Below are 12,379 nucleotides of genomic sequence, written 5' to 3' on the forward strand. Positions count from 1 at the left end.
GCCCCGGGCGGCTCGGCTTAAAGTCCCCGGGTACGACGACGGCGGGGCGGCCAGCATGTCTGCTGCCCGCCCCGCCGCTGTTGTCCAGTCAGCCGTGGGGGTGAAGGGTGCTAGCCTGCCATTCCGGCCACCAGGAAGATCACGGCCGCGATGGCGAAGCCCATCACACCGATGAGGGTTTCCATAACGGTCCAGGTCTTCAGCGTGGTCTTGACGTCCATGCCGAAGAAGCGGCCCACCAGCCAGAAGCCGGAGTCGTTCACGTGGGAGACCACCACGGAGCCGGCGGCCACGGCGATCACCATGGCGGCCACCTGCATGCCGTTCAGTCCGGCCAGGGCCACGGCCGGGGCGATCAGGCCTGCGGTGGTGGTCAGTGCAACGGTCGCGGATCCCTGGGCGATGCGCAGGATGCTGGAGATCAGGAAGCCGGCCAGGATGAGCGGGATGCCCAGGTCGCCCAGGACGTCGGCGAGTGCCTGGCCGATGCCGGAGGTGCGCAGGACGCCGCCGAACATGCCGCCGGCGCCGGTGATCAGGATGACGGAGCAGACCGGGCCGAGCGAGGATTCCAGGAGCTTCTCAAGGGCTCCGGCGTCCTTGCCGCGCTTGCTGCCCAGCACGAACAGGGCTACCAGCACCGAGATCAGCAGCGCCACCGGGGTTTCACCCAGCGTCCGCAGGACCTGGTACCACTGCTCATCCTTGACGCCTTCGGCGAGCACGCCGGAGGAGGCCAGGGTGTTCAGCCCGGTGTTCATGAAGATCAGGACCAGCGGCAGGAGCAGCAGGCCCACCACGGTGCGGAAACGCGGCGGGTTGGATTCCGCTTCGGCGGAGGCGTGGCCCAGGATTTCTGGTACGGGAAGGACCAGCTTCTTGCCGGTGTAGAGGCCGAAGAGGTAGGCGGTGACGTACCAGGTGGGGATGGCGACGATCAGGCCGGCGAGGGTGACCAGGCCGATGTTGGCATCGAAGAACGCGGACGCGGACACCGGACCCGGGTGAGGGGGCAGGAAGATGTGCATCACGGAGAACGCGCCCGCGGCAGGCAGGCCGTAGCGGAGCACTCCCCCGCCCAGGCGGTGGGCCACTGCGAAGACGACCGGCAGCATGACCACCAGGCCGGCGTCGAAGAAGATGGGGAAGCCGAAGATCAGGGAGGCCAGGCCAAGCGCGAAGGGGGCACGCTTTTCGCCGAAGACGCCGATGAGGTAGTCGGCCAGCACCTTGGCGCCGCCGCTGGTTTCCACGATGCGGCCGAGCATGGCACCCAGGCCCACCAGGAGTGCCACCGTGCCGAGCGTGGTGCCGAAACCGTTGATCAGCACCGGCACCACCTGGTTGGCGGGAATGCCGGTGGCGAAGGCGGTGGCGAGGCTGATGAGGATCAGGGCGATCAGGGCGTGCATACGCAGCTTGATGATCAGGAACAGCAGGACGAGGATCGCTGCTCCGGCAATGAGCAGCAGGGGTCCTGCGCCCAGTGTTTGGGTCCATCCTTCGATGGTCATGGTTCTCCTTTGAAACAGTACTTTGGGGGTTTAGGGGGCGGTCAGGGCGCGCAGGGCGCCTGGCCGGTGGGAAGCTGCAGAGCCTGCACGACGGCGGCGACCAGCTGCTCGGGCGACTGCGAGATGTCGAGGCGGAGGCTGCCGGCGTCGAGCTCTTCCTGGCTGAGCGGCTCCAGGGTGGCAAGCTGGCTGGGCAGCAGGGTGGGCGGCATGAAGTGACCCGCCCGGCCCTGCATGCGCTGGCCGATCAGGTCCGCGCCGCCGTCGAGGTGGAGGAAGACCACGCGGCCTTCCGCTTCGGAGAGGAGCTTGCGGTAGCTCTTCTTGAGGGCGGAACATGTCAGGACGGTGCTGCAGCCGGCCTGCGCCTGGGCGGTCATCCAGGTGCGGATTTCCTGCAGCCAGGGCCAGCGGTCCTCGTCCTGGAGCGCAATGCCCTGCGTCATCTTGGTGATGTTGGCCTCAGGGTGGAACTCGTCCGCTTCGGCGCAGGCCCAGCCCAGCTGCGAGGACAGGGCGGCCGCGAGGGTGGTTTTGCCTGAGCCGGCAACGCCCATGACCACAAGGTGCGTGGGGGGATACTGCATGTCATACCTCCGGAGAAGACGTCTTTGGCTTTCGAAGAAGCTCGCTGTGGGCCCGTCAAGAAGTGGGCTACGCCATAAGGTATCACCTTTTTGCTGGAAAGATACTATCTTTTCGTGTTACAGGTCATACCTTTCTTCTTTTTCCCGGTATTCTGGGAAGGCGCTGCGGCGCAGGAGAGGCGGACAGAATGTCGACGGCGACAGGTGAGGGCGCGGATAAAGCGCACGACGGCGGGGCCTCCCCCGCGATGCATGAGCGGGTCCTGGAGGCGGTGGGGGTTGCCATCGCTTCCGGCAATCTGGCCCCCGGCAGCCGGCTCACCCTCGAGGGGCTGCAGCAGGAGTACGGGATATCGCGGACCGTAGCCCGGGACACCATGAAGGTCCTGGAATCCATGAACCTGGTCTACTCGCGGCGGCGCGTGGGCATTGTGGTGCAGGACCGGTCCCTGTGGAACGTTTTTGATCCGAAGCTGGTGCGCTGGCGGCTGGCGTCAGACCGCCGTGAGCTCCAGTACAGCAGCCTCACCGAGCTGCGCATCGCCGTCGAACCCATCGCCGCCGCCGGTGCCGCCCGGCGTGCCAGTGCCGCGGAAAGGGCCCAGCTCGTTGCCCTCGGGGCTCAGCTGCGGCGGCTGGGTGAAGCCGGCGACCTCCAGGGGTTCCTGGCCGCGGACATCGAGTTCCACCAGCTGCTCCTGCGAAGCTGCGGAAACGAGATGTTCCAGGCGCTGGAAGGCATGGTGGCGGAAGTGCTGACCAGCCGGACCCAGCAGGGGCTCATGCCGTTCAAGCCCCGGGATGAGGCACTGCAGGCGCACGAGGACGTGGCGGCAGCAGTGGCGCGCGGCGATACGGCCGTGGCTGAATCGGCGATGCACCACATCCTGGACGAAGTGCGGGAAGCGATGGGCCTGGGTTAACTCCCTGCGCCGGCGCTGTGTGGGGTGACTTCCCACAAGGACGGCCCTGGCCCGCACAAGCGGCGCTTGCCAGCACCGTCCATGCGGACCAGGGCCGCGAATGTGAGCGCCCTGGTGGTGTAGGGCCGCTCGTTCGTCCCGGTGGCTGGGGCTGTGGAACCTACATCCGCAGCGACGCGTATGGCTCACTGGGAAGGTTGCCTACGGACCACGGATCCGTGGACCGGATCTCGGGCGTGTGGCCCCGGCCGTCGGTCAGGACAACGCAGACAGTGACAATCAGAACCCAGAGTCCAAAGAGCAGGATGCCGAGCAATTCCATGGTTTTGTACCTCTCGTGGTGGTGTGCCGGTTGGGCGATTTCAGTGTGTGCGGGCCGCGTGTGACCAAGCGTGTGAGGCCCGCAGACGCCGCTGTTCCGGCGGCGTACCATGGGCCGTATGGCCGAGTATTTGATTCGGCTCCTTGGTCCGCCCGCGGTCGAGTCCCCCGACGCAACTCCCCTGCAGCCCAGAGGCCGCAAGGCCTGGGCGGTGCTGGCATACCTCGCGCTGCAGGCCGAGGGCACCGGCCGGTCCCGCACGGCGTCGCTCTTGTTTCCGGATGCCGCCGACCCGCTCGGTGCCCTGCGCTGGAACCTGTCCGAGCTGCGGCGGACCCTCGACGGCGTCACGGTGGCCGGCGATCCATTGCGGCTGGTGCTTCGGCCGCCGTGGCGCTGCGACGCACTCGAAGTGGTGGGCTCTGCAGCCAGGCCCGGCCTGGACCCCCGCGGCTTCACCGGCCAGTTGCTGGAGGGACTGTCCTTCGCCGATTGCCCCGTCTTCGATTCCTGGCTGGCGGACCAGCGCTTCCGGCTGGATAACGTGGTCCAGTCCCTGCTGTACGAGGCCGCGCTGGCTGCCTTGGCCTCAGGTGCTCCGGGCGAGGCCGCTGAGCTGGCCACCCTGGCGCTGCACCGGGATCCCTTCCACGCGGACTGTAACGCTGTCCTGGTCAAGGCGCTGGTGGCTTTGGGTGAGCACCGCCGGGCCCGCAGGCACGTCACCGCGTGCGGCGCCCTCTACCGGCAGGAGCTGGGGTTGCCGCTGCCCGCGGAAATTCGGCGTGCCCTCTCCGATGCTGCGCCGGAAGCAGATCCGGGAATGCCGGCCACCGCGGCGACTGTGCGTTCCTACCTTGACGCCGGCGGCGCGTCATTGTGGGCGGGTGCGGTGGACCGGGGGCTGGACCAGCTGCGGCTCGCGGTGGTGCTGGCGCAGCGCATTGACGATAGTCACCTGATCGCAGAGTCCCTGGTCACCTTGTCCGGCGCCCTGATCCACCAGGCGGGCGGCCGCGGCGCCGAGGTGGCGGACTTCCTGCACCGTGCACTCCAGGCGGAAGGGCCCGACGGCGCCTCCCGGACGGCCGCCGCCGCATACCGCGAGCTGGGCTACCTGTCTGTCCAAAGGGGTGTGCCGGACCGGGCTGCCGGGTGGCTGGACCGGGCCATGCTGGCGGCCAGGGGATTCCCCGACGAACAGGCGAGAATCCTGGCCATCCAGGGCATGCTGGCCTCAGACACCGCACGGTACGGGGACGCCGTGACGGCCCTGACAGAGTCCGGAAAGCTGGCGAAGGCCGTGCGGAACCGCCGGCAGCAGGCCTTCAGCGAGGCACTGCTGGGCAGGGTACGGCTGCTCCGCGGGGAACTGGAGCAGGCGGCTGACTCCCTGGACCGGGCGCAGGCGTGGATTGCGGAGGAACACTGGACGGCGTTTGAACCGTTTGTTGCCGGCGTGCGGGGAGAGACGTACCTTGCCGCAGGGCAGGTGGAGAAGGCTGCGGCCCTGATTGACCGGTCATGGGTGATGGCGGAGCTCGCCGGCGATCACTGCTACATGGCCCTGGCCGCCGGAGCCGAAGCACGGCTCTTGATGGTGCACGGCGATCTGGCGGCAGCGGAGCACTGGATAGACCGGGGCCTCGAACCCACACCCTGGTACCTCTGGTACTCCGCCCGGCTTCTGGATACGGCGGCGGAGGTTTCCATTGCCAGCATGTCCCCCCGTGCGGCCGCGTTCGTGGAGCAGCTGGTAGAGCTGGCGAGCCGGAGCGGGATGCGGGAATTCGTGGTGCGGGGGCAGTCCCACCGGGCTGTCCTCGGCGACGAAGCTGCGGCACAGGCAGTTCCCTGGCTGGCAAAGGAGATCGACAATCCCGCGCTGGTGGCGTTCCTGGCGGAGCGCAACCGGGTGGGCCCGCTGCGGCAGGCACTGCCGCACTGAGCAAAGCGGGGCCGTGCAGGAGGGCGGTAGGCCGCAGCGGCTGTCCGGGCCCCTTCCCGGAGGCCATGATCCTGAGTAGCCTTCAAAGTAGGGCCCATGAAGGACCTGCCACGCCATACGGAAGACTCTGTGAGGTGGAAGATGGCCACTGCGGAACATTCAACTGAAGGGCTCGCCGCTACCGCCGCGCCGGCTGTCACGAAGCGCCGCAAAGGCAGCCTGGTGGTCAATTGGATCACCACCACCGACCACAAGACCATCGGGTACATGTACCTGATCACGTCGTTTGCCTTCTTCTGCCTGGCCGGGGTGATGGCCCTGCTCATCCGCGCTGAGCTGTTCGAGCCGGGCATGCAGATCCTGCAGACCAAGGAGCAGTACAACCAGCTCTTCACGATGCACGGCATTGCGATGCTGCTCATGTTCGCCACCCCGCTGTTCGCCGGGTTCGCCAATTTCATCATGCCCCTGCAGATCGGTGCTCCGGACGTGGCCTTCCCGCGGCTCAATGCTCTGGCTTTCTGGTTCTTCCTTTTCGGCTCCACCATTGCGATGTCCGGCTTCATCACGCCCCAGGGCGCCGCGTCCTTTGGTTGGTTCGCCTATGCGCCGCTCTCGGATACCACCTTCAGCCCCGGCATCGGCGGTGACCTCTGGGTGTTCGGCCTGGCGCTCTCCGGCTTCGGGACCATCCTGGGTGCGGTCAACTTCATCACCACCATCATCTGCATGCGCGCCCCGGGACTGACCATGTGGCGGATGCCGATCTTCACCTGGAACACCCTGGTCACCTCAATCCTGGTGATCATGGCCTTCCCGCCGCTGGCCGCAGCCCTGTTCGCGCTCGGTGCCGACCGGCGCTTCGGTGCCCACATCTTCGATCCGGAGAACGGCGGCGCAGTCCTCTGGCAGCACCTGTTCTGGTTCTTCGGCCACCCCGAGGTGTACATCATCGCCCTGCCGTTCTTCGGCATCGTCTCCGAGATCTTCCCGGTGTTCAGCCGCAAGCCGATCTTCGGCTACAAGGGCCTGGTCTACGCCACCATCGCCATTGCCGCACTGTCCATGACAGTCTGGGCGCACCACATGTACGTGACAGGCTCGGTGCTGCTGCCGTTCTTCGCGTTTATGACCATGCTGATCGCGGTGCCCACCGGCGTGAAGTTCTTCAACTGGATCGGCACCATGTGGGGCGGTTCGCTGACCTTCGAGACCCCCATGCTCTGGAGCATCGGCTTCCTGGTCACGTTCCTGTTCGGCGGCCTGACCGGCATCATCCTGGCGTCCCCGCCGCTGGACTTCCACGTGTCGGACACCTACTTCGTGGTGGCCCACTTCCACTACGTGGTGTTCGGAACCGTGGTGTTTGCGATGTTCGCCGGGTTCTATTTCTGGTGGCCCAAGTTCACCGGCACCATGCTCAACGAGCGCCTTGGAAAGATCCATTTCTGGATGCTGTTCCTGGGCTTCCACGGCACCTTCCTGATCCAGCACTGGCTGGGCGTCATGGGCATGCCCCGCCGCTACGCCGACTACCTGGTGGAGGACAACTTCACGTGGATGAACCAGTTCTCCACCATGTCGTCCTTCCTCCTGGGGGCCTCCCTGCTTCCGTTCTTCTGGAACGTCTACATCACCTGGCGGACCGGGAAGAAGGTCACCGTGGACGATCCATGGGGATTCGGCGCCTCGCTGGAGTGGGCCACGTCCTGCCCGCCGCCGCGGCACAACTTCACCTCCCTGCCCCGGATCCGTTCGGAGCGGCCGGCCCTGGACCTGCACCACCCGGAGCTCCGGGTCCGCGAGCACGACACCACGCACAGCCCCGCGGCGGCGGCCCTGGGCGCAGCCGACATCGGCCAGAAGGACGTCCGCAGCCCGAGTCCGGACGAGTGACAAAAAGGCTAGATGCAGCGGGGCTGGTAGGCCGGGTCGGCCGGGCCTGAGCTCCTGCCCAAGGCGTGGGCCACGATCTGGTGGACCACGGGGTCGTTGGGTGTCTGGTCATGTTCGAAGACGTCCAACGGGCACTTGTCCTGGATGGTGATGTTGGTGACCTGCCGCGCCGGGCCGGCGAGGAACTGGCTGTTGTACGGGATCACCACTTCGTCGTAGACGGTGGAGATCACCGTGTAGGACGGTCCGGCCACGGTGTCACCGATGGAGTTGAGCTTCTGCATGAACGCGGAGCCGGCCTGCTGGTCGGCGCACGCGGCACACCCGAGCGCGGTAAAGTCCGGGTCTTCCAGGACTTCGGGCGGCGGAATGATCACGCCCTCGGTCCCGTGATTGGAGGGGGCGATGCCGATGAGATGGTTGACGTTCTTGGCCCCGCCGAGGAAGCCCATATAGTAGCGCGGCATCATGCCGCCCTGGCTGTGGCCAACGAGGTTCACCTTCCTGGCGCCGGTGGCAGCCAGGACCGCGTCAACGAATGGGGCGAGTTCCTGGGCGGAGTCCGCGACGGGGGCGGTGGCGTAGACGCCGTTCGTCTCGCCGTAGTTCAGGGCAAACACGCAGTAGCCCTGGCTCTTGAGGTAGGGCGAGAGGGTGGACCAGTTCTTCACCATGCTCTCGAAGGTTCCGGGCACCAGGACCACCGGATAGGGGTGTTCGGCGGTTGGCTTGCAGGACCAGTCGTTCGCGCCGGGAGGGGGAATTTCGACGACGCCCGCCTGGGCGGGTGCCACGGCCAGGGATGAGGCCAGGACAGCGGAGGCGGCAAGGGACAGGGTTCTGGTAAGCAGCGACATGGAAACCTCTTTGTTTTGTGTCAGCGGGTGCAGGGCCGGAAGCCAGGCTGTGGGCCCGGTTTCCATGCTAGGCACGCCGGGTGCGGCACCGGCATGAAGTGCACGGACGTGCGCCACTTGCGGAGCAGACTGCAAGGCGGCGGGACGTGGACCGCCTGGCGCGCTCGGCACGTGTTGTTACTGGTCAGTAGCTAATTGCCGGGTGCGCGCGGAATGCCCGGGCAGTGACCGGGCCTGGGCCAGTGGTTCATGTCGGCTGCACAAACGTTCACGCCAGGCCCCGGCGCCAGGGCGTCGTGCGGTGTGCTGGCACACGCGGGTTAAACAAAAGCATGGCCGGTCAGTGACCGGCCATGCTTTCAAACTTTGAAACCCTAAGGCCCCAGTTTCTCTAAGGAATTAGAGGGACTGGATGTTTACGGCCTGGGGACCCTTGGGGCCCTGCTCGGTTTCGAAGGAGACCTTCTGGTTCTCTTCGAGTGAGCGGAAGCCGGAGGAGGCGATCGCAGAGTAGTGTGCGAAAACGTCCTGTGAGGAGTCATCGGGGGAAATGAAGCCGAAGCCCTTTTCAGCGTTAAACCATTTGACGGTACCAGTAGCCATTATTTTTGTCCTTCGTGAAGGTGGAGGAACTGTCCCGACTTTCGGGTCCTCCTGTTTGGGGTGCTCAAAACCGCTGCTTCAGAAGAACACGGGCTTTCGACCGTGCGTACTGCCTGAACTACGAACTGCATAAACACAACAACAGGATTTACTCTACAGGAGATTGCGGACAGCAATTACCAACCGGCCTCCACGGTTCCCCCAGTCCCCTTCCGCAGGCCTGTCAGGAGCAGCGGCACCAGGCGTATGGTTCTGCCATGGAACCGATGCGGGCCATCCTCCTTCCTGGCGCAGTCCTCCCCGCGCAGGATGCGTACGGCGCTCTGATTGAAGCCCTGGGAGCGGATGTCCAGGCAGTGGCCAAGGACCTGGAGCTTTATGCGGACGAGGAGCCTCCGCCCGGCTGGAGCCTTGACACGGAGGTGGGCGGCGTGCTGCGCGAGGCAGATGCACGCGGATGGGAAACGTTCCACCTTGTGGGCTATTCCGGCGGCGGGGCTGCGGCACTGGCCTTCGCCGCGAAACACCCCGAACGGCTGCTCAGCCTTGCCCTGCTTGAGCCGGCCTGGGCCGGGACCTGGGACTGGAGCCCCGCCCACGCGGAGGTCTGGAAGAAGTACGAAATGCTGGAGACCCTCCCTCCAGAGCAGCTCATGCCCGCCTTCATGAGGCTGGGAGTTAAGCCCGACGTCGTCCTGCCGCCACCACCGCCGGGTCCCCCGCCGCCGTGGATGGCCAGCCGGCCGGCAGGGATCACGGCATTCCTGCGCACCTTCCGGAGCTATGACCTGAACCGGGAACGCCTGGCGGCGTTCCGCCCGCCCGTGTTTTGCGCCCTCGGCGGCCTGAGCAACCCGGATGACTACGGCGAGATTGCCGGCCGGCTGGCGCGGGTCTTCTTCCCGGACTTCCATCTTGAAGTCTTCCCCAAACGCCACCACTTCGACCCGCCCCACCGGATGGAGCCCGTTCGACTGGCGGAGATGCTGCGGCGGCACTGGGAACAGGCGGAAGGCCGCGGCTGAACCTTCCCCCGGACCGCATGGGTTGCTACACTTGCTACGGAGGTGCGGTATGACAACTATTCCACACCGTGAATTGCGCAACGAGAGCAGCAAGATCCTCGAACGCGTGAAGAACGGGGAGACAATCGACGTCACCAACAATGGCGAAATCGCCGCTACACTCATCCCGCCGTCAGCTTCCCCCCTTGAACGGTTGCTGCTGGCAGGCCAGGTACGCCCCGCAACTGGACCCGTCGACTTCACCGCCCTGCACCGGGTCAGTCTGGAATCCAGCACGGAGGAGATTCTGGACGACCTTCGCGGTGACCGTTGATCATTTACGCGGATACATCGGCAGTCCTCAAACTCGTGGTGGAGGAGCAGGAATCGCCCACCTTGGCGGCGTACCTGTCAACAGCGTCCCAGACCCACAGCCTGGTTGCCTCCATGCTCCTCTACACAGAACTCCACTGCGCAGCGCGCCGCCGTGCGATACACGGCGAACTGGTCAATGCAGCCCTCGGCGGCATCAACCTGGTCGATCTTGTACGTTCGGACCTCATGTACGCAGCGGCTCTGCCGGGCAGGCTTCGCAGCGCGGATGCCATTCACCTGGCCACTGCTATCCGTCTGCAGGTTGACGTTCTTGTCTCGTACGACGTCGAACTCCTCACCGCAGCGGTTGATGCCGGCATCAACGTCCTGTCCCCGGGAATGCGGACCGGGCCGTAACGAGGACGTGACTCACCCCTCCTCCTCCGCAATTGTCGGCGGCTCCGTGTAGCTTCCGCTGGGACTGGGTGCTGGCACGCCTGTCGGGTTAACCGGGATTGGGTTGACCGGGACTTTAGACAAACCGCGCCTGAAAGGACTTCGGACTCTGGCGGCCGGCTGTGTACCGGCGGAGGATCGCCCTATCAGCGGTTTGCGGGCGAAAGGGCGCCGGTCATGATGTGGGGTTACGGCTCGAACATGGGCTGGATGATGTGGCTCTGGGGCCTCCTCCTGCTGGTGGGCATCGCCCTGCTGGTGCTGGTGGCCGTGCGGTTGTCAGGCACCGGGAGGACGTCAGAACGCCATCCTGGACCGCCGCGGTTGCCCGGACCTGATGCCGGCCGGACCCGGGCGCAGCAGATCCTCGATGAACGCTTTGCCCGGGGTGAAATCGCGGAGGAGGAATACCGCGAACGGCTGAGGGTCCTCGGCGAGGGCCGCTGATGCGTGCCATCAGCCGGCGGCGGGCGCTGCTGCTGGGAGGCCTGGGAGCGGCGGCCACGGTGGCCGGCGGAGCCGGGCTCTGGTGGACGGCCACGTCCCGTTTCTCCCCCGAAGCCGGCGGTGGGTTCACCGAGCCGGAGGAGCTGCGCAGCACTGACGGACAACTGAAGGTCCGGCTCGAGGCTTCGCCCGTATCGGTGCCCCTCGGCGGCCTGCAGGCATCCATCCTGGGCTACAACGGAAGCGTCCCCGGCCCCACACTGCGGGTGCGGGGCGGAGACGCACTCCAGATCGAGCTGGTCAACAACCTGGGTGTCCCCACCAACCTGCACGTCCACGGCCTCCACGTCTCGCCCCAGGGCAATGGTGACAATGTCTTCGTCATGGTCCCGCCGGGCCAGTCGTTCAGCTATGAGCACCGCCTCCCCGCGGACCACCCTCCCGGAACGTACTGGTACCACCCCCACCACCACGGCATGGTGGCAGACCAGGTTTCCGCCGGCCTTTTCGGCGCCATCATCGTTGAAGAGGAGGATGCGCCCGCCGTCAGCCGGGAACGCATCCTGGTGGTTTCGGACCTAACCGTGGACGGCTCAGGTGCCTTGGCGGAGGCCACACCAATGGATCGGATGCTCGGGCGCGAAGGCCGGCTGGTCCTGGTGAACGGCCACAGCAGCCCGGAGCTTTCCGCCCGGCCAGGCGAGCGCGAGCGGTGGCGGATCGTGAACACGTGCGTTGCCCGCTACCTGCGGCTCCGGCTGGACGGACATCAGTGGGAGCTGCTGGGCATTGACCTGGCCCGTTTCCCCAAACCGCAGACGGTGGACGAGGTGCTGCTTGCGCCGGGCAACCGTGCCGATGTCCTGGTCACAGCCACCGCTGGTGTGTCCGCCCTCAGGTCCGGCTACTACAACCGGGGAAGCATGGCAGGCATGATGGGACGGGCCGGCCGCGGACCGGATGCCGGAGGCACCGGGGACCTGGTGCTGGCAACGTTCTCGGCGTCCGGAGCCCCGGCCACCACACCGCCCACGCCGCCGGCGCCGCCGCCCGCCCGGCCGGCACCGGAAGACCTGCGGAACGCGGTGGTCGCAGCCCGCAGGCAACTGACCCTCGCCACAGGCACGGGTATGGGGATGGGCAGGGGAATGATGACATTCACCATCAACGCGCGGACCTTCGATCCGGACCGGACAGACACCGTTGTGGCTGCAGGGACGGTGGAAGAGTGGACGCTGCTCAACCCCAGCCCCATGGACCACCCCTTCCACCTGCATGTCTGGCCCATGCAGGTGGTTGAGGAGGCAGGGACCGCCCCGGACTCGGTGACCTGGCGGGATGTGGTGAATATCCCCGCCAATGGCCAGGTGAAGGTCCGGGTCAGTTTCACGGGTTTCACCGGCCGCTCCGTGTACCACTGCCACATCCTGGACCACGAGGACCAGGGCATGATGGGAGTCATTGAGGTCCGCTGAGCCAGGCGCCAACCCACGGCGCCGGGTACCGC

General features: G+C 66.3%; 13 protein-coding genes. 8 read left to right on the forward strand and 5 right to left on the reverse strand.

The window, feature by feature from the left end:
- Positions 1-110: 110 nt before the first annotated feature.
- Together AC6CHP_RS10080 and AC6CHP_RS10085 are read right to left on the reverse strand one after the other, a co-directional pair.
- Positions 111-1,514 (reverse strand): GntP family permease, encoded by a 1,404-nt coding sequence (locus AC6CHP_RS10080; protein ID WP_498229552.1) that lies wholly within the window; start codon positions 1,512-1,514, stop codon positions 111-113.
- Positions 1,515-1,555: 41 nt separating this feature from the next.
- The gene (locus tag AC6CHP_RS10085) at positions 1,556-2,101 is read right to left on the reverse strand and encodes a gluconokinase (protein WP_188730499.1); all 546 of its coding nucleotides are present in this window, start codon (positions 2,099-2,101) and stop codon (positions 1,556-1,558) included.
- A 188-nt stretch (positions 2,102-2,289) separates the two neighbouring features.
- On the opposite strand from AC6CHP_RS10085, the gene AC6CHP_RS10090 reads away from it, so the two are divergent.
- The gene (locus tag AC6CHP_RS10090) at positions 2,290-3,024 is read left to right on the forward strand and encodes a FadR/GntR family transcriptional regulator (RefSeq protein WP_498229555.1); all 735 of its coding nucleotides are present in this window, start codon (positions 2,290-2,292) and stop codon (positions 3,022-3,024) included.
- 160 nt (positions 3,025-3,184) lie between these two features.
- On the opposite strand, the gene AC6CHP_RS10095 is transcribed toward AC6CHP_RS10090, so the two are convergent.
- Entirely contained in the window at positions 3,185-3,346 is a 162-nt protein-coding gene (locus tag AC6CHP_RS10095; RefSeq protein WP_188730503.1) for a hypothetical protein, read from the reverse strand.
- Between the two features lie 118 nt (positions 3,347-3,464).
- On the opposite strand from AC6CHP_RS10095, the gene AC6CHP_RS10100 reads away from it, so the two are divergent.
- Both AC6CHP_RS10100 and ctaD read left to right on the forward strand, forming a co-directional pair.
- The gene (locus tag AC6CHP_RS10100) at positions 3,465-5,294 is read left to right on the forward strand and encodes an AfsR/SARP family transcriptional regulator (RefSeq protein WP_498229557.1); all 1,830 of its coding nucleotides are present in this window, start codon (positions 3,465-3,467) and stop codon (positions 5,292-5,294) included.
- A 141-nt stretch (positions 5,295-5,435) separates the two neighbouring features.
- A complete protein-coding gene (ctaD, locus tag AC6CHP_RS10105; protein ID WP_498229715.1) occupies positions 5,436-7,190 on the forward strand; it encodes an aa3-type cytochrome oxidase subunit I in 1,755 nt (584 codons plus the stop codon).
- A gap of 8 nt (positions 7,191-7,198) precedes the next feature.
- Here the strand turns inward: ctaD and AC6CHP_RS10110 are convergent, their stop codons facing one another.
- Together AC6CHP_RS10110 and AC6CHP_RS10115 are read right to left on the reverse strand one after the other, a co-directional pair.
- Complete coding sequence (locus AC6CHP_RS10110) at positions 7,199-8,047, reverse strand: esterase/lipase family protein (protein WP_498229559.1); 849 nt, start codon at positions 8,045-8,047, stop codon at positions 7,199-7,201.
- A 399-nt stretch (positions 8,048-8,446) separates the two neighbouring features.
- Complete coding sequence (locus tag AC6CHP_RS10115; RefSeq protein WP_066274236.1) at positions 8,447-8,650, reverse strand: cold-shock protein; 204 nt, start codon at positions 8,648-8,650, stop codon at positions 8,447-8,449.
- Positions 8,651-8,907: 257 nt separating this feature from the next.
- Here AC6CHP_RS10115 and AC6CHP_RS10120 point away from each other — a divergent pair, with 257 nt between their 5' ends.
- The 5 genes from AC6CHP_RS10120 to AC6CHP_RS10140 all read left to right on the forward strand — a co-directional run bounded on the left by AC6CHP_RS10120 (position 8,908) and on the right by AC6CHP_RS10140 (position 12,347).
- Positions 8,908-9,675, forward strand: coding sequence for an alpha/beta fold hydrolase (locus tag AC6CHP_RS10120; protein ID WP_498229562.1), 768 nt, complete (start codon positions 8,908-8,910; stop codon positions 9,673-9,675).
- A gap of 49 nt (positions 9,676-9,724) precedes the next feature.
- A complete protein-coding gene (locus tag AC6CHP_RS10125; protein WP_377195294.1) occupies positions 9,725-9,988 on the forward strand; it encodes a type II toxin-antitoxin system Phd/YefM family antitoxin in 264 nt (87 codons plus the stop codon).
- The gene (locus AC6CHP_RS10130; RefSeq protein WP_188730513.1) at positions 9,985-10,386 is read left to right on the forward strand and encodes a type II toxin-antitoxin system VapC family toxin; all 402 of its coding nucleotides are present in this window, start codon (positions 9,985-9,987) and stop codon (positions 10,384-10,386) included. The genes AC6CHP_RS10125 and AC6CHP_RS10130 overlap by 4 nt, the downstream gene beginning before the upstream one ends.
- Positions 10,387-10,602: 216 nt before the next feature.
- On the forward strand, positions 10,603-10,872 hold the full coding sequence (locus tag AC6CHP_RS10135) for an SHOCT domain-containing protein (RefSeq protein ID WP_188730520.1): 270 nt from the start codon (positions 10,603-10,605) through the stop codon (positions 10,870-10,872).
- The gene (locus AC6CHP_RS10140; RefSeq protein WP_188730522.1) at positions 10,872-12,347 is read left to right on the forward strand and encodes a multicopper oxidase family protein; all 1,476 of its coding nucleotides are present in this window, start codon (positions 10,872-10,874) and stop codon (positions 12,345-12,347) included. The genes AC6CHP_RS10135 and AC6CHP_RS10140 overlap by 1 nt, the downstream gene beginning before the upstream one ends.
- Positions 12,348-12,379 lie beyond the last annotated feature (32 nt).

Source organism: Pseudarthrobacter sp. GQ63 (assembly GCF_059758765.1).